At 63.3% G+C, this 19,300-nt stretch carries 19 protein-coding genes; 8 read left to right on the forward strand and 11 right to left on the reverse strand.

Translation table 11 applies throughout. From position 1 onward, the window contains the following. Positions 1–4: 4 nt before the first annotated feature. Positions 5–1,375, forward strand: coding sequence for a sulfatase family protein (locus GJB56_RS22975; RefSeq protein WP_020905704.1), 1,371 nt, complete (start codon positions 5–7; stop codon positions 1,373–1,375). On the opposite strand, the gene cysC is transcribed toward GJB56_RS22975, so the two are convergent. The 8 genes from cysC to GJB56_RS23015 all read right to left on the reverse strand — a co-directional run bounded on the left by cysC (position 1,372) and on the right by GJB56_RS23015 (position 8,463). Continuing rightward, the gene (cysC, locus tag GJB56_RS22980) at positions 1,372–3,252 is read right to left on the reverse strand and encodes an adenylyl-sulfate kinase (protein ID WP_021342384.1); all 1,881 of its coding nucleotides are present in this window, start codon (positions 3,250–3,252) and stop codon (positions 1,372–1,374) included. The two genes, GJB56_RS22975 and cysC, sit on opposite strands and share 4 nt — an antisense overlap. After that, entirely contained in the window at positions 3,252–4,166 is a 915-nt protein-coding gene (gene cysD, locus GJB56_RS22985) for a sulfate adenylyltransferase subunit CysD (protein ID WP_019746328.1), read from the reverse strand. The genes cysC and cysD overlap by 1 nt, the downstream gene beginning before the upstream one ends. Continuing rightward, entirely contained in the window at positions 4,163–4,972 is an 810-nt protein-coding gene (stf0, locus tag GJB56_RS22990) for a trehalose 2-sulfotransferase (RefSeq protein ID WP_019746329.1), read from the reverse strand. Before stf0 ends, cysD begins: the two co-directional genes overlap by 4 nt. A gap of 122 nt (positions 4,973–5,094) precedes the next feature. Then, positions 5,095–6,036, reverse strand: coding sequence for a copper resistance D family protein (locus GJB56_RS22995; RefSeq protein ID WP_019746330.1), 942 nt, complete (start codon positions 6,034–6,036; stop codon positions 5,095–5,097). A gap of 4 nt (positions 6,037–6,040) precedes the next feature. Beyond that, positions 6,041–6,559 (reverse strand): copper resistance CopC family protein, encoded by a 519-nt coding sequence (locus GJB56_RS23000; protein WP_020905707.1) that lies wholly within the window; start codon positions 6,557–6,559, stop codon positions 6,041–6,043. Next, positions 6,559–7,227, reverse strand: a complete 669-nt coding sequence (locus tag GJB56_RS23005; RefSeq protein ID WP_020905708.1) for a YcnI family copper-binding membrane protein — start codon at positions 7,225–7,227, stop codon at positions 6,559–6,561. Before GJB56_RS23005 ends, GJB56_RS23000 begins: the two co-directional genes overlap by 1 nt. Positions 7,228–7,279: 52 nt before the next feature. Next, a complete protein-coding gene (locus GJB56_RS23010; RefSeq protein WP_019746333.1) occupies positions 7,280–7,795 on the reverse strand; it encodes a hypothetical protein in 516 nt (171 codons plus the stop codon). Between the two features lie 14 nt (positions 7,796–7,809). Continuing rightward, entirely contained in the window at positions 7,810–8,463 is a 654-nt protein-coding gene (locus GJB56_RS23015; protein WP_003944178.1) for a DUF6474 family protein, read from the reverse strand. Between the two features lie 124 nt (positions 8,464–8,587). Here GJB56_RS23015 and GJB56_RS23020 point away from each other — a divergent pair, with 124 nt between their 5' ends. Together GJB56_RS23020 and GJB56_RS23025 are read left to right on the forward strand one after the other, a co-directional pair. Beyond that, the gene (locus GJB56_RS23020; protein WP_029537352.1) at positions 8,588–10,144 is read left to right on the forward strand and encodes a TM0106 family RecB-like putative nuclease; all 1,557 of its coding nucleotides are present in this window, start codon (positions 8,588–8,590) and stop codon (positions 10,142–10,144) included. A gap of 138 nt (positions 10,145–10,282) precedes the next feature. Beyond that, complete coding sequence (locus GJB56_RS23025; protein ID WP_113683423.1) at positions 10,283–12,610, forward strand: putative bifunctional diguanylate cyclase/phosphodiesterase; 2,328 nt, start codon at positions 10,283–10,285, stop codon at positions 12,608–12,610. Between the two features lie 55 nt (positions 12,611–12,665). Here GJB56_RS23025 and GJB56_RS23030 read toward each other — a convergent pair whose 3' ends face one another. Then, a complete protein-coding gene (locus tag GJB56_RS23030; RefSeq protein ID WP_020905712.1) occupies positions 12,666–13,433 on the reverse strand; it encodes an SDR family NAD(P)-dependent oxidoreductase in 768 nt (255 codons plus the stop codon). A 158-nt stretch (positions 13,434–13,591) separates the two neighbouring features. Here GJB56_RS23030 and GJB56_RS23035 point away from each other — a divergent pair, with 158 nt between their 5' ends. The 3 genes from GJB56_RS23035 to GJB56_RS23045 are packed head-to-tail and all read left to right on the forward strand — an operon-like array spanning position 13,592 to position 16,318. Beyond that, positions 13,592–14,182 carry a hypothetical protein gene (locus GJB56_RS23035; protein WP_020968068.1) on the forward strand — a complete coding sequence of 197 codons (591 nt, stop codon included), beginning with the start codon at positions 13,592–13,594 and terminating at the stop codon, positions 14,180–14,182. Then, positions 14,175–14,825 carry a DUF6308 family protein gene (locus GJB56_RS23040; RefSeq protein WP_084325541.1) on the forward strand — a complete coding sequence of 217 codons (651 nt, stop codon included), beginning with the start codon at positions 14,175–14,177 and terminating at the stop codon, positions 14,823–14,825. Before GJB56_RS23035 ends, GJB56_RS23040 begins: the two co-directional genes overlap by 8 nt. Before the next feature lie 35 nt (positions 14,826–14,860). Further along, positions 14,861–16,318 (forward strand): HNH endonuclease signature motif containing protein, encoded by a 1,458-nt coding sequence (locus GJB56_RS23045; RefSeq protein ID WP_113683424.1) that lies wholly within the window; start codon positions 14,861–14,863, stop codon positions 16,316–16,318. Here GJB56_RS23045 and GJB56_RS23050 read toward each other — a convergent pair. Further along, positions 16,296–16,847, reverse strand: coding sequence for a GNAT family N-acetyltransferase (locus GJB56_RS23050; protein ID WP_113683425.1), 552 nt, complete (start codon positions 16,845–16,847; stop codon positions 16,296–16,298). The genes GJB56_RS23045 and GJB56_RS23050 overlap by 23 nt on opposite strands. After that, positions 16,844–17,527 (reverse strand): TetR/AcrR family transcriptional regulator, encoded by a 684-nt coding sequence (locus GJB56_RS23055; protein ID WP_020905717.1) that lies wholly within the window; start codon positions 17,525–17,527, stop codon positions 16,844–16,846. The genes GJB56_RS23050 and GJB56_RS23055 overlap by 4 nt, the downstream gene beginning before the upstream one ends. Before the next feature lie 102 nt (positions 17,528–17,629). Between GJB56_RS23055 and GJB56_RS23060 the strand changes: the two genes are divergently transcribed. After that, on the forward strand, positions 17,630–18,820 hold the full coding sequence (locus GJB56_RS23060) for a lipid-transfer protein (protein ID WP_113683426.1): 1,191 nt from the start codon (positions 17,630–17,632) through the stop codon (positions 18,818–18,820). Positions 18,821–18,862: 42 nt separating this feature from the next. Then, the gene (locus GJB56_RS23065) at positions 18,863–19,294 is read left to right on the forward strand and encodes a type II toxin-antitoxin system Rv0910 family toxin (protein ID WP_019746343.1); all 432 of its coding nucleotides are present in this window, start codon (positions 18,863–18,865) and stop codon (positions 19,292–19,294) included. Positions 19,295–19,300 lie beyond the last annotated feature (6 nt).

Below are 19,300 nucleotides of genomic sequence, written 5' to 3' on the forward strand. Positions count from 1 at the left end.
CCACGTGTCGGCTGCGCGAGATAACGTCCTGATCATTCATTGGCACGACCTGGGCCGACACCTCGCGAGTTACGGTGTCGCCGGGGTCAACAGCCCCAACCTGGACCGGCTGGCGGCAGAGGGCATCCGGTTCACCGACGCACACGCGACGGCGCCGCTGTGCTCACCTTCGCGCGGTTCTCTCTTCTCGGGCAGGTATCCGCACAACAACGGTCTGATCGGGTTGGCGCACCACGGCTGGGAGTACCACGCTGAGGTGCAGACGCTTCCGCAGATCCTCTCCGACAACGGTTGGTACACCTCGCTCTTCGGCATGCAGCACGAGACTGCGTACCCGAAGCGACTTGGCTATCACGAGTACGACGTCACGAACTCGTTCTGCGACTACGTGGTTCCGCGTGCCCAGAACTGGCTACGACGTTTCCCGCCCGAGCCTTTCCTTCTCACCACGGGGTTCTTCGAAACGCATCGGCCGTACCCGGCCGATCGCTATACCCCGGCGGACACCGCAGCGCTGGAGGTGCCCGGATATCTTCCCGACGTGCCGCAGGTACGCGAGGACCTGGCCGAATTCCACGGCAGCGTAGAGGTAGCCGACGCCGCGGTGGGTGATCTGCTCGGGACGCTCGAGGAAGAGGGGCTCGACGAGAACACGTGGGTCTTCTTCCTCACCGATCACGGCGCCGCGTTCCCACGTGCCAAGTCGACGCTCTACGCACCGGGCACCGGGATTGCGTTGATCGCTCGGCCTCCGGCTCGGTATCGCAGTGGCGGAAAGGAATACGAGACACTGTTCAGCGGTGTGGATCTTGTTCCGACCATTCTCGATCTCCTCGGTATCGATGTCCCCACCGAGGTGGAAGGGCGCTCGCACGCCGATGCCCTCGTCGATCGTGGAACCGAGCCGTCCGAACCTGTCCGAACCTCCTTGTTCACGGAGAAGACCTTTCACGACAGTTTCGATCCCATTCGCGCGGTGCGCACCAAGGACTACAGCTACATCGAGAACTACGCCGTCCGCCCCGCTCTGGATCTACCGCTCGACATCGAGGACAGTCTTTCCGGAAAGGCGCTCGGCACCGAGCATCTGGCGGTACGCGCACCCCGGGAGCTGTACGACCTCCGTGCCGACCCCGACGAGAAGATCAATCTGATCGATCGACCGGAAGTCTCGGCAATACAGGCGGAATTGTCCTCGCAGCTTCACACGTGGCGCGCCGAAACGGATGATCGTCTCCCGGACGAGGCATTGGGAAGCGCGATGGCGGTGCATCGCATGGCGGCGTACCTCGAGAAGATCGGTGTCCGACCCAACGTGCGGTCCGCCTACAGTGCGGACCGCGGTTACCTCGAGTCGGACACCGAAAACCCCTAGGGCCTACCGGTTTCGCGCTCCTCCAACAATGCGATGACCCGCCCGACCAGTTCGTTGATGTCAGCGCCTGTCGTGTCGAAAGCCAGGTCCGGGTCCTCCGGAGTCTCGTACGGTGCGTCGATTCCGGTGAGCCCCTTCAGTTCACCGGCCCGCGCACGCGCGTACAGGCCCTTGGGATCTCGGCGTTCGCATTCTTCGACGGGAGTGGTGACGGCAACTTCGAGGAAGGTGAGCCCGGCAGCTTCGTTGAGAGCACGCGCAATTGCTCGATCCGAACGCAGCGGTGAGACCATCGACGCGATGGCCACGACGCCGGCATCGGCGAACAGCCGAGTGAGATGCCCGACGCGCCGGATGTTCTCGGCCCGGTCTCCCGGCGAGAACCCGAGATCGTCGGAGATACCGTGGCGGACGTTGTCACCGTCCAGGAGATACGCGGTGCGTCCCGCGTCGACCAGCGCACGTTCGACAGCCACGGCGACGGTGGATTTTCCGGAGGCAGGCAGGCCGGTCAACCAGATCGTCGCGCCCTTCTGGGTCGTCGACGCCCACCGCCGCTGACGTTCGAGTGAAGACGGATGCCACTTGATGTCGTTGCGGGTCTGCTCACCGGGAACGACAACGCGTGGCTCGAGAATGGTGCCGGCGCCGACGGTGTCGTTGCTCTGCTCGTCGATCAGAATGAAAGCGCCGGAGTCCCGATTGTGGTCGTAGGTGTCGGCGACCACCACGGAACTGGTTCGGAGCGTGACCGTTCCGATGTCGTTGAGCCCCAGTTCGACTGGGCTGTCCTGCTCGTCGAGCGTCTCGGGGTCGAGTCGGGTGTGCAGTTCTTGAACCGTCGCGCGCACGGTCCGGGACGTGTGTTTGAGTGCTATCCGATCGCCGGCTCGCAATGGAGTGTTCGACAACCAGCAGATCGTGGCTTCGAGTTCTCGGGCCAGAACCGGCAAATGGGCCTGCGCACCGCCGCTGACCAGAACGTCGCCACGTCCGACGTCGATGTCGTCGGCCAGTTCCACCGAAACCGACAGTGGTGCAACGGCAGTACTGCGGTTGTCGTCGAGGGTGTCCAGGCTGATCACGGTGCTCTTCGATCCGGACGGCAGTACCACTACCTCGTCTCCGACGCTCAGTGTGCCCGCCGAAATTCGGCCGGTGTACCGGCGCCGATTCTGCGGATCGGGGCGCGAAACCCACTGCACGGGAAGCCGAAGTTCCTCGATGTGGGTCGCGGGCGCATGGAGTTCGACGCCTTCGAGATATTCGAGAAGTGTCGGCCCGTTGTACCACTCGGTGTTCTCCGAGCGGGTCACGACATTGTCGCCGGCTTTCGCGGAGACGGGGATGGCAAGTACGTCGCCTCGCCCGAGCTGGCGTGCCAATACCCGCAATTCTTCCTGTACCTGCGCGAATCTCGCTTCGTCGAAGCCCACCAGATCGATCTTGTTCACCACGGCCACAAGGTTCGGAACACCAAGTAGCGCTGCGATTCTGGCGTGTCGACGCGTCTGACGCAGCACGCCGGTTCTCGCGTCGACCAGCAGGACCGCTACGTGGGCGTTGGACGCGCCGGTGAACATGTTGCGCGTGTAGCGCTCGTGTCCCGGGGTGTCGGCGAGTACGTAACTTCTGGTCGGAGTGGAGAAGAATCGGTACGCGACGTCGATCGTGATGCCCTGTTCGCGCTCGGCGCGCAATCCGTCGGAGAGTGCAGCCAGGTCGGCGACACCGTGCTCGTCGGTCACGGAATCGAGGTGATCGGTAGGCAGACTGTCGGTGTCGTGCAACAGTCGGCCGATCAGCGTGCTCTTGCCGTCGTCGACGCTACCCGCCGTGGCCAGCCGCAGGAGTTGGCGAGTGATGGTGGTGGTCATCAGAAGTAGCCCTCACGCTTTCGGTCTTCCATCGCGGCGACCGAGGTTCGGTCGTCTGCGCGAGTCTCGCCTCGTTCGGAAACCGTCGCGGCCGAGATCTCGGTGACGACGTCGTCGATGGTGGTGGCGTGCGATCGAACGGCGCCGGTGATGGTCAGATCGCCGACGGTTCGATAACGCACCCACTCGGTCGTTGCCGCGGCGTTCTCGGCGTCGGTGCTGAATTCCGAAGCAGCGAGGAGCATTCCGTCGCGCTCGAATACCCGCCGTTCGTGCGCGAAATAGATGGGCGGCAGTTCCAGTTCCTCCTGGGCTATGTAGCGCCAGATGTCGAGTTCTGTCCAGTTGCTCAGCGGGAAGACACGAACGGACTCTCCGCGTCTGATCCGACCGTTGTAGAGCGACCATGGTTCGGCCCGTTGCGCCCGAGGGTCCCACTGGCCGAACTCGTCACGGAAGCTCAGGACTCGTTCCTTGGCTCGCGCGCGTTCCTCGTCCCGGCGGGCGCCGCCGAATGCGGCGTCGAATCGCCCGCCTTCGAGAGCGTCGAGCAGAGTTCTGGTCTGCAGGCGGTTTCGCGATCCGCTGGTCTCGGTCGACTCCTGCACTCGACCCTGGTCGATCGAATCCTGAACGGAAGCAACCAGAAGTGTGTGCCCGCCCTCCTTGATTCGGCGGTCGCGAAATTCGATGACTTCCTCGAAATTGTGACCGGTGTCGACGTGAAGGACCGGGAAAGGGAGTGGGGAGGGTCGAAACGCCTTCTCGGCGAGTCGAAGCAGGACTATCGAGTCCTTGCCGGCTGAGAAGAGCAGTACCGGTCTTTCGAGTTCTGCCACCACCTCTCGAATGATGTGAACCGCTTCGGATTCGAGAACTCGGAGTTCGTCGACAACATCGGTGACGGTGCTCATGTGACGGGGTATCCGTTCTGTTCGGCGTCGATGCGATAACGCTGCACCCATTCGCGGGAGCGTCCGTCGCTCTGACGACGCAGCGGCGGTGGTGGGGCCAGTTGTCCGTCGAGACCGAGGGAAATGAGGGTTTTTGCGACCACGGACTGCGGGTCTTCGGTGAGATCGCGGAACCCGATCTCGATGGGGGAGATGTCCTCTTCCTCGAACCAGCGCTTCCACTGTCGTTCCTGCTCACCGAGAATCGTCACCAGGTGTGCGATTCCGAGCGCGTTGTACTGCGCACCGTCCGAGAGATTCGGTGGGGTCGCGTCGTCGCGCCAGACCTGCGTCTGCACGGCTCGCCACATCGATACAGCCTGAGCGACAACATCTTCTCGATAGACGTGGATGAACTGCAGGTCGTGATCGAGAGTGTCGTGGAGTGCGGAACGTAGATCTGTCCCACTGCGCCACGGCAATCCGGCTGCGCGATCGAGCAGGAGCGGTGTCTGATTCCACATCAGCTTGCCGCCCCAGACTCCGTTGGGTGTTCGGCCGAGTTCGAGAAGTTGTGTGCGCCACTGCTCGGAGGTGCGGGTGTCCGGCGTACCCGGGTGGAACGGGGCGAGCAGACCCAAGACGGACTCGTCCGTGACGTCTTCGAACCACTGCCTCGGTTGCGGCGAACGCGAGGTCTCGGGGAGGTACTGGAAGAACTCTTCCGGCTCACCCGCGACCCCTGTTGCTCGCAGGGATTCGACCAGCAAAGTACTGCCACTGCGCTGCGAAGCGCAGACGAGAAACGAGCGTTGGGCCTCCGTCATGCGAGCAACGCTAAGGGTGGCCGGAAACCGCCGCAAGCTGGGAAAATAAACTCACGTAGAGGTTAAATCTCGACGTGAAACGTTAAATGTGCGGGTCACGAAATCTTGTGCTGAGGCACGTCTTACGCAGTTGTCGCAAGGGCCGCGGCGAGCCCGAATGCGATGGCCATGAAGACAACTTCACCGATGGCGCGGCGCAGGGATCCGTCCGAACTCATGCGGTGTGCAGCACTTGCGACCACCCATGTCCGGCGCCACCACCATCCCAGTGCGACGAGCATTGCGATCGCCACGATCTTGGCGAGGATCACCCGGCCGTAAGCGGTGTCGTAGAAGGCGGAGAGCGAGTCGAGTCGCACGACGGCGTTGACGATACCGGTGACGACCAACGCGAGGACACATCGCCAGGCGAGGGCGGAGTACCTGGGCAACCAGATCGCCCAGGCACCGCGCGACGGTACGGCAAGCGCGAGTGCGGCGAGCACGCCGAACCACAAGGCCGCAGCGAGGACGTGAACGGCGTCGAGGATCGATCCGAAGCTCTGCTGCGCCATGTGCCCGGTGATCGGGCGGGCAGCGAGCGCCAACGCGGAGACGACCAATGCCGGTGCGACCGGCACCGTCTCGGGATTGGTGAACCCGTAGATGCCGTAACAGACCACGGCAAACGCGCACGCGATGATCGCGACACCGACGCGGCCGACGTTGACCTCGGAGACGAATGCGCCGAAGTGCCCGATGGTCAGTGAGGTGACCGGGGCGCCGTCTGCCGCTGCGGCATTGAGCACGAGGAGCGTGATCTCGGCGACGAGCCAAACCGCTGCCGCCGCGGTGAGCTGAGTCCACATGATCGCGGGGGTTGTTGCCGGACGGCGTTCACTGCGGCCCATCCAGGCAAGCGTCGCGATGCCGAGCGTCAACGAGCCGCATCCGATCGCGAGAACGCGGACAGTGCTCGACGATTCGGGTCCCGACGGACTCGCGAGGCCCCAGGCGATGAGGACTCCCAGCAGAGCTGTGGGTACGGCAAACAGCAACCACCACCTGTTTGCCGTACCCGTCACGCGATCAGCTCGACTTCGGCTTACGCAGCACGAAGAACAGCGCACCGCCGAACACGACGACGCCGGCGACGATGAAGATCCACACCGGCATGCTGCCGGACTCCGACTCACCCGTACTCGACGCGGCGGCAGCGCCGGGAGTGCCCGACCCCGCCTCGGTGAGGGTGAAGGTCAGTGTTCCGTTGACGGGGTGACCGTCGGCGGAAGTGACGCGGTACGCGATGGTGTAGACGCCGGTCGGCCCGAGATCGCCGAGGTCTGCACTGACAGTGGGTCCTTCGACGGACGGATCGCTCTTGGTCCAGAGGTTGCCGTCCGGGCCGGTGACCGTCAGTGCCGCGAACTGCGCCTGCAGAGCCTCGTTGAACGTGACCGAAACCTTGTCAGGCGCAACCTGAATGGACGCGCCGTTTTCCGGGTTGGAGCCGACAACCGCGGAGTGCGCACTGGCCGTGCCCATTCCGAGCATCGTGGCCAGCATCGCGAGCATGCCGACGGCGATGACCTTGATCCGGGTACTCATCAGCGCTTGCTCCTGACCAGTGCGCCGAGGCCGAGTGCAGCGCCCAAGGCGCCGAGCACCAGGCCGACGCCGCCGAGCCAGCGCGCGGTGTTGTCTGACGAAGAAGATTCGGAAGCAGCGGACGTCTCGGCAGTGTTATCGGCAGCAGGCGCTCCGTGAGCATCGCCGGTGGATGCGGCGAGAGTCAGCGTCGGCGCGGGCTTGTCCGGCTCGCTGCCGTCGGCAAGTTCTTCCTGATCCCAGTTGACGACGTTGCCGTCGCTGTACGTCTGCACGGCCTTGAACTCGACCTCTTCCTGCTCCGGCAGCGGGCCGGCGGAAAGAACGAACTGCTGGAACTGGCCGGGGGCGATTCCGACGCCGGGGTCGGCCGTCCAGGTCACGGACTTCGCGACCAGCGAGGTGGGGTCCTTCTCGACGACGGCGGTCCAACCGGGCATCGGTTCGGTGCGTGCCGACTTGAGGTCGGGGAGGGCCACCGTCAGCTTGGTGGTCGAAGCGGTGTCGGATTCGGTGGGCACGCGGAACGTGAGAACGGAGTATCCGCCCTGCGTAGCTCCTGGTGCGACGACGCTGACGTGTGCTGAAGCAATTCCGGCGGCCAGCAGCACAGCGCTGCCGGTAGCGACGGTCGTGACAACCGCACGCGAAATCAGGGTGTTCTTCATGTCGGGAAGTGTCCTCTTGGTCTGGTGAAGGGGTGGGGAGTTCTACGAATCTTCAGACCAGGGCAGGAGGACCGCGCCGCGAGATGCTGGCGCGAAGAAGGGCGTCGACGGGTCCGTGATGGATTCCGGTCGAGACGGTGTGGCCGCGGGAAGTGACGGCGGCGGGAGCCAGGGACGCCAGGACGACGTGGAGAGCGTGGGTGACAACGCGGTAGAGGCGCTCGGCGGCCAGGACCGCCACCGCACAGGCGACGGTGGCACCGGCGTGAGCACCGAGCATCACCAATCCCGGAGCGGGCGAATGAGCGTGCTCGGAGAGCGTCATGGTGGTGTGGGCGGCAAGCTGACCCAGGCCAAGAGCCACGATCAGGGCAGCGGGCCCCCGGGAGAGGGCGGGAAGGGTGGCCGTCACGGCGCCGACGGTTGCGCAGACGGCGAGCAGCAGGGTCAGCGACGACGACTGTGGCAGCTCGCCTCCGCCGATTCCATGCGCGGCGACAGCGAGAGCAGCCGAAGCGGAACCGACAGATATCCCCCGGAGGGTCGCGGTCTGCTCGGCTGCTCTCACTGGCGTTCTCAGGTCTAGCGCACGCCGAGACGTGCGAGCAGATCTGCTTCGACGCCGTCGAGTTCGGAAGAAATTGCCTGGTGAGCTGCCTTACGGCGAGCCTGAGGCATCTGCTCGGCAGCGCGAACTGCCGTGCTGAGATCGCCGAGGCGCTCACGGATGGCGGCGGCAAAACGCTGCGTCTCCGCATCGTCGGGCTTGCGGCTGAGGATCTCGGTGACCGAGCTCTCGGCGCCGGCGATACGAGCGCTCAACTTCGCGCCGTGACCGGTGTAGTCACCGAGCTGGTCGACGGCGATGCCCATCTTCTGCGCGCGCGTGGTGTCGAGCTGGGCGCGCACAGCCGTGGCAGCGCGGTAGGCGATCGGCAGGAGAACGGGGGCAAGCAGACGTGCCACACCCAGGTACTTACGCACCTTGGCGACAGTCAGGCCCTGATTCGCAGCGGCTTTCTCCTGCGCCTTCAGGGTCGCGATCTGCGCCTTTTCGATCTTGTGCTGTGACTCGATCTCGGCTTTCTCCAGCTTCTTGAGCGACTTGGTCTCGACCTTGTCGCGCTTACGCTGGCTCTTGGCGTTGAGCTTCGCCTCGACCTCAGCCTTGTGCTTGAGAGCCTTTGCCTCCGCCTTGCGGGTGGCACGAGACTTTCGCTTCTTGAACAACCCCATCGAAAAGGACCCCGTTTCCAGGTGTTTGTGTGTTGCCAGGTACCTGCGCTTCGGCTTCAGCCTAGGGGAGCACATAATCTTCGTCATCGTGTGTTCCGTTAACAACCCCGCGCCCCAGCTCCCGATCATCGATTCGGGGGCGTTGACCCGATGCCGTCATCGGGTGCGTCTGGACGGGTTGTTTCCCGGGAAATCGGCTTCGGAACCCGTCGACACCGGCGTCAAGCAGCGCCAGGATGCCGCGATCGCGAAGCGCGCGGAGATCGCCGAACTCGTGATCGGCGCTGCTCCCGAGCGTTGGGTGAAGATCAACCCCGATCAATCGGCGTCGGCTCAGGCTCGTGACACTCTTGCTGCCTGTGAGGCCGGCGCGGACCGGATCTGGGGCGCGGTCTTGCCCGTCGAGCGCGACACCGGACGCAAGGGCCGCTGCGAAATGCTCATCCGTGACGACGAGGGCGGCGGGTACATCCCCGTCATTGTCGTCAATCACAAGGTGACCGATCCCGGCCAGGGCGCGATCACCTCGGGGCTCTTCGAATGGGAGCCCGCGGTCGATCCCAAGCGCAAGGTCCGCAGTCAGGTCCGCGATCAGATGCGCGTCGCGCAGGTCTATCGGATGCTCGAGCGTCGTGGGCTGGCGAGCCCGTCGCTCACGGCAGGCGCGATCGGATACAACGGAGACTGCGTCCTCGTCCACGACCTCAGTGCGATTCTCGACGATTACGACGAGCGTTTCGCCGACCGTATCGCTGTTGCCCGCGGTGAGGTGCTGACGTCCCCTTCACAGGTGAGCGAGTGCAAGTCGTGCCCGTGGTGGACCGAATGCAAGCAGGAGTTGGTTCGCAACCGCGATGTCAGCCTGGTGGCTGTCGGATCGCGCGCGGAGCTTCTGCGCGACGTCGGCTGCAACACGATAGATCAGCTGGCCGCCTGGGACGGTGAGCCGCTCGAGGATTGGCCGCACGGAAATTTCGACGACGCAGTCGTGATCGCCAAGGCGTGGTTGGCAGATGCTCCGTTGGTGCGGCGGTTCGAGAAGATCTCGGTGACTCGGGCGGACATCGAGATCGACGTCGACATGGAGAGCTATCAGGAGCACGGCGCCTACCTGTGGGGAACGCTGCTCAATGTCGGTGGCTTCTCGATGTATCGAGGATTTGCGACGTGGGATCCGCTGCCGACGCGTGACGAGGCGCGGTCGTTCGCGGAGTTCTGGGGCTGGCTGATGGCGGAGCGTGCCGCAGCCGCTGCTTCGGGTAAAACCTTTGCCGCGTACTGCTATTCGCGTTCGGCCGAGGACAAGTGGTTGTTGGACTCGGCGCGCAGGTTTGCCGGTGAGCCCGGGATTCCGAGCAAGGACGAGATCCGCGAGTTCATCGACAGTCCGCAGTGGGTCGACATCTATCAAGCGGTGAGTGATCAGTTCATCTGCCCGAACGGCAAGGGACTCAAGAAGATTGCCCCCGTCGCCGGGTTCAACTGGCGTGACGCCGAAGCCGGTGGTGAAGCGTCGATGGCGTGGTACCGCGAGGCGGTCGGCTACGACGGTGAGCCGGACGAGACGCAGCGGACACGCATCCTGCAATACAACGAGGACGACGTCATTGCCACCAAGGTTCTACGTGAGTGGATGACGGACCGCGCGGAGAAGGAAATTCCGCTGGCTTCCGAGTTGTAGCGCCGATCCGTTCTGTCGCTATTGTCTGAAACATCCTATTTAACAGTGTATTTCAATTCGTAGTTTCTCGTCATCGTGTGTCCCGAGCCCGCATCCGCGCTACCTTCATCTGGTCGGCTCCACGATGGAGGGTGTTGCATGCTGAGCAGGCTGACTTCGAGTGCGAGCGACGCCGAACTGTCTGACGTCGAGCGGCGCGACCTCTTCGCACGCCAGATACTGCAGGTGACGACGGTCGCGCCACTGGCCAACATGGTCAATGTACTCAGCGTGTGCGCTTTGCTTGCGTACGTCATACCCCCCGGTCACAACGAGTTTCGGGCGATCTGGGGTTCTGCGGCCTTCTTGGTTGTCCTCAATTCGGTGCGCGTCTGGATACCGCGAGTCGTCCTGAAGGGCCGGTACACGCCCAAACATACGACGAGGTACGACTACTGGGCGCTCATGCTCGAGGTGATCCTGCTTGGGCTTCTGCTTGTCGTTCTCGCCGCCGCGATGCTTCCCGTGACGGACAACTCGCGAAAGCTTGTGCTTATAGCGACATTCGCCGGAGTCATGGGCGCCGGCGCCGTGGCATTGTCGACGGTTCGGTCGATAGCGGTAGCGTGGATTCTGGTGCACAGCATCGGATTGCTCGTCGTTATCCTGCCTAAGAGAACCACCGAATACACTGTCCTCTCGTTCCAGTTGGTCGTTTACTCGGTGACACTGATTATCGGCGTCGTGTACCTCTGGGCGTCGTTCCGAAGTCGTTGTCTTGCCGAGTTCGAGGCTGCTGCCGAGCGCCAGACGGTCAGTTTGCTTCTCGACGATTTCGAGGGCGGGTCTCGTGACTGGCTGTGGGAAGTCGACACCACCGGGACGTTGTCGCACACCTCCGCTCGGCTGTCGCAGATCTCGGGAGTCTCCGTCTCCGACCTGCGAACCCTGTCGCTGCGCGGATTGTTGGATCGGCTCGACGTCGGTTCGACGAAGAGTGGTCGAGCCGCGGTCCACGTCATCGGAGATCACCTCGACCGCCTCATGCCGTTTCGAGAGGTCGTCATTCCCGTTCGTGTCGGCGGCGTCGACCGATGGTGGTCTCTGTCGGGTCATCCCAGGCTTTCCGAGGCCATGGAGTTCGTGGGTTGGCGAGGCGTGGGCTCGGACATCACCGAGAAGTACAACTACGAGCGGCGAATTCTTTGGCTTGCTGCAACCGACGGACTGACCGGGCTCCCGAATCGCCGGACGTTCGGCACGGAGCTGTCCGACGCGCTCGGCGCTGTCCGGACCGGCGAGCAGGTTCTTGTCGGCATCCTCGACCTGGACAATTTCAAGTCGGTGAACGACACGTTAGGGCACCCCGTCGGCGACAAACTGTTGATTTCCGTTGCTGCACGGCTCAATCGGGTGGTCGACGGTGCCATGTGCGCCCGAATCGGTGGCGACGAATTCGGCGTCGTCTTGCGGGGAACAGGGGACGGCGGCGAGGTGTTTGCTCGCTATCTGGGTGCATTGCGTGAGCCGTTTTTCGTGCGGGGGAATCGCATCGAGGTTCGTGCATCGATCGGTTATGCCAGCTCACCGGCAGATTCCGAAGACGCGGACACGCTTGTCATGTCCGCCGACCTGGCGCTGTATGCCGCAAAATCCGCCGGCAAGAACCGGGTCGGAAGATACTCGCCGGTGCTGCGCGCGCGGGCCAGGGAACGAGCATCGGCCCTGCAAGAGCTTGGGCTCGCGATCGAGTCTCGGCAGTTCGAGCTGTACTACCAACCGCAGGTTCGTGCGGACACCGGCCGCGTCGAGGGTTTCGAGGCACTGCTGCGCTGGAATCATCCGGTGCGGGCAGTGCTTGCGCCGCGCATTTTCATCGATGTCGCGGAAGAGACGGGTTTGATTGTCCCGCTGGGGCTTCAGGTTTTACACATGGCCTGCGCCGAAGCGACGACCTGGCCCGATGACACCTATGTGACGGTGAACGTCTCTCCGGTGCAACTGATGTCGTCCGGCTTCGGATCAGCAGCCAACGATGCGCTGGAGGCATCCGGTCTGTCCAGCAAACGGCTTCAGCTGGAAATCACAGAGACGGGAGCGGTAGAGGAGCTTGCCGTCGCCGAGCTGGATCGCCTGCGTGCCACCGGAATTGCGATTGCCCTGGACGACTTCGGAACTGGCTATTCGTCTTTCGAGAGTTTGAAGAAACTGCCGTTGGACATTCTCAAGATCGACCGGTCGTTCATCACCGAACTGAGCGAGGGTGATTCGGCAGTTGTCACTTCGGTGGTCGAGGTGGCGAAGGCGCTCGGTATGCAGTCATTGGCGGAAGGCGTGGAGACGGCCGACCAATTGAGTCTCTTGCGTACCGCCGGTTGCGAATTGGTTCAGGGTTACTACGTCAGCCGACCGATGCCGGCGACGGAAGTGGCCGAGTACCTCAGCGCAACTGCCCAATCCAGCGGTGGGTATTTTCATTCGTTCTGACAACCGTGCGCCTTTATTAACCGCGGGCGGTTAATAAAGGCGCACAGCAGGGAAGTTAGCGCGGCGCCATGCGGAGAGCGCCGTCCATGCGGATGGTCTCGCCGTTGAGGTAGTCGTGCTCGACGATCATCTGCGCGAGCTGCGCGTACTCGGACGGCTGGCCCAGGCGGGACGGGAACGGAACGCCGGCCTCCAGGCCCTTGCGGTACTCGTCGGTGACGCCTGCGAGCATCGGGGTGTCGATGATGCCGGGGGCGATGGTGTTGACGCGGATGCCGAACTGCGCGAGGTCACGGGCAGCCGGAACAGTCATGCCGTGCACGCCGCCCTTGGAAGCGGAGTACGCGATCTGGCCGATCTGTCCTTCGAAGGCAGCAACGGAAGCGGTGTTGATGACGACGCCACGCTGGCCGGACTCGTCGACGGCCTCGGTCTTGGAGATGGCGTCGGCCGCGAGGCGCATGACGTTGAAGGTGCCGAGCAGGTTGACGGTGATGACCGTGCGGAACAGCTCGAGGTCGTGCGGACCCTTCTTGGACAGGATGCGTCCGGCCCAGCCGACACCGGCACAGTTGACGACGATACGCAGCGGGGAGCCCGACTCGACGATCTGGTTGATCGCTGCTTCGACGTCTTCGCCGCTGGTCACGTCGGTGGGGATGAGGGTGACGCCGGCGGGGACGTTGTCGCCTGCGCGCTCGATCGACGCGGGCAGATCCAGGCCGAAGACGGTAGCGCCGGCGTCGGCGAGGCGCTTGGCTGTTGCGGCGCCGAGGCCTGATGCCGCTCCGGTGACCAGTGCTGCGGTTCCCTTGATTTCCACTTCGTGTGCTCCTCGAGTTAGCGATCGGTAAGGCGGTGGTGCGTGTCGAGAACCATAACGCGAGGGTGTATGTGAGGGCGAACGCGCGAGACCCGCGTAGGGCTGGGTACCTTGGACGCGAGGTCTGAGAGCAAAGCACCGGACGAGAGGGGACCTGCGTGAGCAAGGCGCCTGTGCGTCCCGCCGCTTCTGTCGAGAATTTCGAGCGGTTGCAGCGCGACCCGCTCTTCGAAGATCTTGCCGAGCTGATTGCCGAGGTTCTCTCCTACGCGTTCGACGCTCCGGCCGCCGTCGAGATCGAACAGTGGACGATCAGTTGCCTGCCGTCGACAAATCGATCGGCGGAGCGCCATCGCTTGTTCACACTCAACATCGGTCCGATGGAGATTCTGAGCGTCGAGTGCCATCTGGTCGGCGGTAAGCCGATCGAGCACGTCATGTCCGTGTACGTATCCAGTTCGGCACTGGAATCGCGAACCGGCTGCAGCATCGAAGAACTCGATGCCAAGCACGATCTGGTCGCCATCAGACGCACCGAGTTGGCGTCCGCCGACGGCGACGGGACCGTGATCGACTGCAGTCTCGAGGACTCGGATGCGTTGGAACAGTTCGCCCTACTGCCTGTCGATGTGACGACGGTACGTCCACTCGCGGAGCATCTTGTTGCCAAGGGCAAGGGCCCATTTCGGCAATATCACAACTCCGGGTTCGCCAAATATGTACTGGAAAGGTCGCTCGACCATGGTTGATCAGTTGCCCATCCGCCTCCCGCGTGTGCTGCGAGACGGGGACGATGCCGGCGCGGTCGACGTGCTGCAGGAATACTTCACGAGGCCGCTCCGAAAGACGGGCTATCTCCGTACCGGTGCGCTGTGGGATTCCTGGGATCCCAGTGGCAACCGCGATCGTGATGCGAACATCTTTACCGCGGAAGATCTTGTTGCGGTGACGCTTCTGTCGGTTCAGGTTCCGGCGCAAGGGGCCTTCTTCCTACTCGGGGAGAACAATGCCGAACTGAACCGACTCCTGGCCGACGTGGGCCCCGATCGCGATCTGTCGAACGAACCCGATCCCTTCACTCCGGAATCTCCGGTGTGGCGGTTGGAGACGGCGCTTCGAGAGATTCACGGCGTCGGGCGAACCATGGCGTCCAAACTGATCGCACGCAAGCGTCCGCGGCTCTACCCGATCTACGACGACGTCATCGGGCGGGAGTTGGGAACGAAGGCTGCCCATGTGGAACCGGTACGAGAGGCCTTGCACGACGGAGAATTACACGTGCGATTGCTCGACTTGCGAGTTCGGGCCGGACTGGACGATGCCATTCCGGCGATCCGGGTGCTGGATGTGCTCGCCTGGATGCAGGGTAAGGGATACAAACCGGCACTCTAGCTTTCTTGTCGGTGGGCAGGTCTAGTGTCGAATGTATGTTCGATAATGGATCGACGGGCGGTGTGGGGGCAGTCGTAGATGACGGCCGTCCTGTCGTCGATCCACTCGTGCTGCCGGACATGCTCTTTGCAACGGCGCAGAGCGAGAACATGCTGGCCGCACAGAAGGTGCTCGGTGCATCCATGTTGTCGGAGTCGAGATTCAATGCGGAACTCGACGTGTCCGGTGATGTCGACAAGGCGTGGCGGATCGCGTGCAACGAGATCGCGGTCATGCTCACGTGTTCGCGGCGCACAGCCGAAGTTCACATCGAGATCGGTGACGCCTTGCGCGAGTTCCTTCCGCTCACCAAGGCCGCATTTGCTGCCGGCGAGCTGGACTATGCGCGTGTGCGCAAGATTGTCGACGGGCTCACCGGGGCCGACCCCGAGGCGATCGCAGCACTCGAGCGCCGAGTACTTGCCTCCGCGCACCGTCTTCCGCCCGGGCAACTCGAGCGCGACATCGAACGTCAGCTCTTTGCCTACGATCCGGATGCTGCCGCCGAACGTCGCCGGAAAATGCTAAAACACCGCGATGTTCGCACGCGTGCAGACCGTCACGGACTCGCCCAGTTGCAGGCAACACTCAGCGCGAACGAGGCTGTCGAAGCGCTTGGCCTGATCAACGAGGCCGCCGGAAGCGTCTGCAACCACGATCCTCGGAATGCCTCGACGCGCCGGGCCGACGCGTTGGTCGCTCTCCTGCACGGCGAACAGGGGCTGACTTGCCAGTGTGGCAGCGAAACGTGCGAGGCAGTATCCCCAGCAGCTCGATCAACTGCGCCCTCACGTCGGAAGCCGTTGCTGCACATCGTGTGCGATCTGGCGACGCTCCTCGGGTTGACGTCAGATCCCGCGAGTATCGACGGGTACGGGCCAATCGATCCCGACTTTGCTCGCGAGCTTGCCGCCGATTCCACTTGGCAGGCACTGTTTGTCGACTTTCGCTCTCAGGCCGCCGGGAATCGACCGCGTCGGCGACATGCTCCGACTGTCCTGCCGCTTGTCACCCGACGTGATCGCCTGAGTCGCGAACCGAAAGGCTGCGGAGATCGGATTCGGGCGATGCAACGGTTGGTCGCGCGAGCCCCGGACATAGTTCGAAGATCGGATGGGCATGGCGCCCAGCCCGATCCACCTCCCGGCGCGCTGACCTATGCTCCGGGAGCGGCTCTGGCCGCATTGGTGCGGGCCGTCGACGGTCACTGCCGGTTCCCTGGTTGTTCGGTGCCCGCGAACAGGTGCCAACTCGACCACATCACCGAATTCGATCCTTCCGATCCGAGACGCGGTGGGTGGACCATTGCGAGCAACCTCCAATGCCTGTGTCGCCATCACCATCAGGTGAAGACCTACAGGTTGTGGACACCAGTGATGCTGGAGGACCGTGCTATTCACTGGACCGACAGCACCAGCGGGTTGACGGCTGTCACGGTTCCGGAGAGGCGCTGACTTCGAAGATGGTCTCCAGACCGTCTTCTTCGTCCCACTGCTCACCGACTTCGTTGAAACCGTACTGGCTGATCAGATTTCGCGATGCGATGTTGTCCGGGCTGATGGTCGCTCGAACGATGTGCACTTCGGATTGGCGACTCGCGACGTCGAGAAGTATCTCGAGGGCAGTTCGAGCGTAGCCCAGTCGCCGGAATTCCGGATCGATGCGATATCCGATCTCCACCATCCCGCGCGCATCGGGGCGACCGTGGAATCCGGCCAACCCCACCGGCGTCGAGGTGCGGGCATCGACGGCGATGCGGGTGATCCACGCGCTGTCGAGTGGGTTCCCGGTTATCTGCTTGCTCCGGTAGCGCCACAAGCCCTGGCATTCTTCGCCGAGGAGATACGGGGTCAGGAGGTTGGGTTCGAGTTCCATTGCGAGAGTGGCGTTGTCTTCACCCAGTGCGTGGAGGGCGAGTGGTGGAACCCGGATCAGTTGAAGTCCACGTCCGTCGAGTGCCCAGGGTAGTTCGGTGACTGTCACAGGTCGGCGATCGGAGTCGACAGAGTTATGTCGACGCCGATGCTCCGAAGATTGCCGTCCAGAACCTGCCAGATGGAGCGCCCGAGGAACTCGGCCAATTCCGCACTGGTCACATCGGAACCCGGCTGGCTGAGCCAACGGTTGACGCTGACGTCGACCAATCCGATGACGCCGAAAGCCAAGGGCTCCGCCATCTTCGACGATTTCCCGCGGCTGGCGAGGATCGCACCCAACAGGTTCCCCAATTGCACGGCGATGGCCGTCTTGGTTCCGGTCACCACTTTCGAACCGGTGGCCCGCGTGCTCGGCGAGCCCTTGCCTAAAAAGTGGTGCAGTCGTGGGTATTTCACAATCCACTGGAGGTAGGTCTCGACTGCCCGTGAGATAGCCTCGCCGACCGTACCCTGCGGCGTGAGGGTGGGTGTCAGGTCGGTCATCATCATCTCGAGGATGCGAACTCGCAGCTGCTCGTCGAGGTCGGCTCGATCCTTGAAGATCCGGTAGACAACGGAACGGGGGACGTCAGCGCGCTCGGCGATCTGCTGGACGCCGACGTCGGCGCCACCTTCGTTGACTGCATCGAGTGCTGCGTCGAGGATCCGCGCTTTGCGCTGCTCCTTGTGATCGTTCCAGCGAGTGCTGCGCCCGTCGGGCTGCGCCGACTCGGCTGTTTTTGTCATAAATCGAACGATACTCACCCCGCCATTGACTGGACAAGATGTCTCACATACTTTGGTGGGACAGCGTGTCACACACAGATACCGTTCTCTTCAGGAGTGGCAATGAGTAACAGGGTTTTTGTCGTCGGCGTCGGCATGACGAAGTTCGAGAAGCCGGGAGCCCGCGAGTGGGACTACCCCGACATGGCACGCGAGTCGGGTACCAAGGCGCTCGAAGACGCGGGTATCGACTACACCGAGGTCGAGCAGGCATACGTCGGCTACGTCTACGGCGAGTCCACCGCAGGTCAGCGGGCTGTCTACGAGCTGGGTCTGACGGGCATCCCCATCGTCAACGTCAACAACAACTGTTCGACGGGATCGACCGCGCTCTACCTCGCCACGCAGGCAGTCAAGAGTGGTCAGGCCGACTGCGTACTGGCGCTGGGCTTCGAGAAGATGCAGTCCGGGTCCCTCGGATCCACCTACGACGACCGTGAACAGCCACTCATGCGGCACCTCCTCGCTCTCGCCGAGCTGCAGGAGTTCGCGATGCCGCCCGCTCCGTACATGTTCGGCGCGGCCGGCGTCGAGCACATGGAACGCTTCGGAACCACTGCAGAGCAGTTCGCGAAGATCGCCGTCAAGAACCACAAGCACTCACTGAACAACCCGTACGCGCAGTTCCAGGACGAGTACACCCTCGAGCAGATCCTCGAAGCACGCCAGATCCACGGGCCGCTCACCAAGCTCCAGTGCTCGCCTACCTCGGACGGATCCGGCGCGGCGATCATCGCCAGCGAAGCATTCGTCGAGAAGCACGGGCTCACTGCTCAGGCGATCGAGATCGTCGGGCAGGCCATGGTCACCGACATGAACAGCACCTTCGAGGACAAAAGCGCGATCAGTCTCGTCGGCGCGGACATGACCCGTAAGGCCGCTGAGAAGGTGTACGCGCAGGCCGGGATCACCGCCGACGACGTCGACGTCATCGAACTCCACGACTGCTTCTCCACCAACGAGTTGCTGACCTACGAGGCGCTCGGACTGTGCGCAGAAGGTGACGGCGGCAAGCTCGTCGACGCCGACGACACCACCTACGGCGGACGCTGGGTGGTCAACCCGTCCGGCGGCCTCATCTCCAAGGGTCACCCCCTCGGCGCAACCGGCCTTGCCCAGTGCGCCGAACTCACCTGGCAGCTCCGCGGAACCGCCGACAAGCGTCAGGTCGACGGCGCGAAGGTCGCGCTCCAGCACAACATCGGACTCGGCGGCGCAGTTGTCGTGACCGCATACAAGCCCTACGCACGCTGAATCACACCCACAACCCGCCAGCTACCCACTAGGAGTTTCATCATGGCTTCCGTTTCCGTCTCCGCTGTACTGCCCGCATCCCCCGAGAAGACCTGGGATGCGCTCTCCGACCTGTCTCGCTGGGAAGAGTGGCTCACCATTCACCAGGGCTGGAAGAGTGAACTCCCCACCCAGGTTGCGTTGGGCGCCAAGTTCACCGAGGTCGTCTCCGTGATGGGTATGGCAAACAAGATCGAGTGGACCGTCGAAGAGGTCGAGGTTCCGAAGATGGTCAAGATTGCCGGTACCGGAATGGCCGGCGTCACCGTCGAATTCGTTCTCTCGGTCGAGGCCGACGGTGCCGGTTCGAAGGCAACCGTCGACGCCAGCTTCAAGGGCACCATGATCGTCGGGCCGATCGGCAAGGCAGTAGCCAAGAACGCCAAGGCTGATCTCGAGGCCTCGCTGGCCAAGTTCGCCGAGCTGGTCGGGTAACGGCTC

The organism is Rhodococcus sp. AQ5-07 (assembly GCF_009707305.1).
GTDB classification, from domain to species: domain Bacteria; phylum Actinomycetota; class Actinomycetes; order Mycobacteriales; family Mycobacteriaceae; genus Rhodococcus_F; species Rhodococcus_F erythropolis.

What these genes read in the sequence shown, in the direction of transcription:
- stf0 (WP_019746329.1), bottom strand. Translation starts at nt 4,972, where the DNA reads ATGACGGAGGCCCAACGCTCGTTTCTCGTCTGCGCTTCGCAGCGCAGT.
- GJB56_RS23015 (WP_003944178.1), bottom strand. Translation starts at nt 8,463, where the DNA reads ATGGGGTTGTTCAAGAAGCGAAAGTCTCGTGCCACCCGCAAGGCGGAG.
- cysD (WP_019746328.1), bottom strand. Translation starts at nt 4,166, where the DNA reads ATGAGCACCGTCACCGATGTTGTCGACGAACTCCGAGTTCTCGAATCC.
- GJB56_RS23040 (WP_084325541.1), top strand. Translation starts at nt 14,175, where the DNA reads ATGGTTGATCAGTTGCCCATCCGCCTCCCGCGTGTGCTGCGAGACGGG.
- GJB56_RS23005 (WP_020905708.1), bottom strand. Translation starts at nt 7,227, where the DNA reads ATGAAGAACACCCTGATTTCGCGTGCGGTTGTCACGACCGTCGCTACC.
- cysC (WP_021342384.1), bottom strand. Translation starts at nt 3,252, where the DNA reads ATGACCACCACCATCACTCGCCAACTCCTGCGGCTGGCCACGGCGGGT.
- GJB56_RS23055 (WP_020905717.1), bottom strand. Translation starts at nt 17,527, where the DNA reads ATGACAAAAACAGCCGAGTCGGCGCAGCCCGACGGGCGCAGCACTCGC.
- GJB56_RS23045 (WP_113683424.1), top strand. Translation starts at nt 14,861, where the DNA reads ATGTTCGATAATGGATCGACGGGCGGTGTGGGGGCAGTCGTAGATGAC.
- GJB56_RS23000 (WP_020905707.1), bottom strand. Translation starts at nt 6,559, where the DNA reads ATGAGTACCCGGATCAAGGTCATCGCCGTCGGCATGCTCGCGATGCTG.
- GJB56_RS23025 (WP_113683423.1), top strand. Translation starts at nt 10,283, where the DNA reads ATGCTGAGCAGGCTGACTTCGAGTGCGAGCGACGCCGAACTGTCTGAC.
- GJB56_RS23060 (WP_113683426.1), top strand. Translation starts at nt 17,630, where the DNA reads ATGAGTAACAGGGTTTTTGTCGTCGGCGTCGGCATGACGAAGTTCGAG.
- GJB56_RS23065 (WP_019746343.1), top strand. Translation starts at nt 18,863, where the DNA reads ATGGCTTCCGTTTCCGTCTCCGCTGTACTGCCCGCATCCCCCGAGAAG.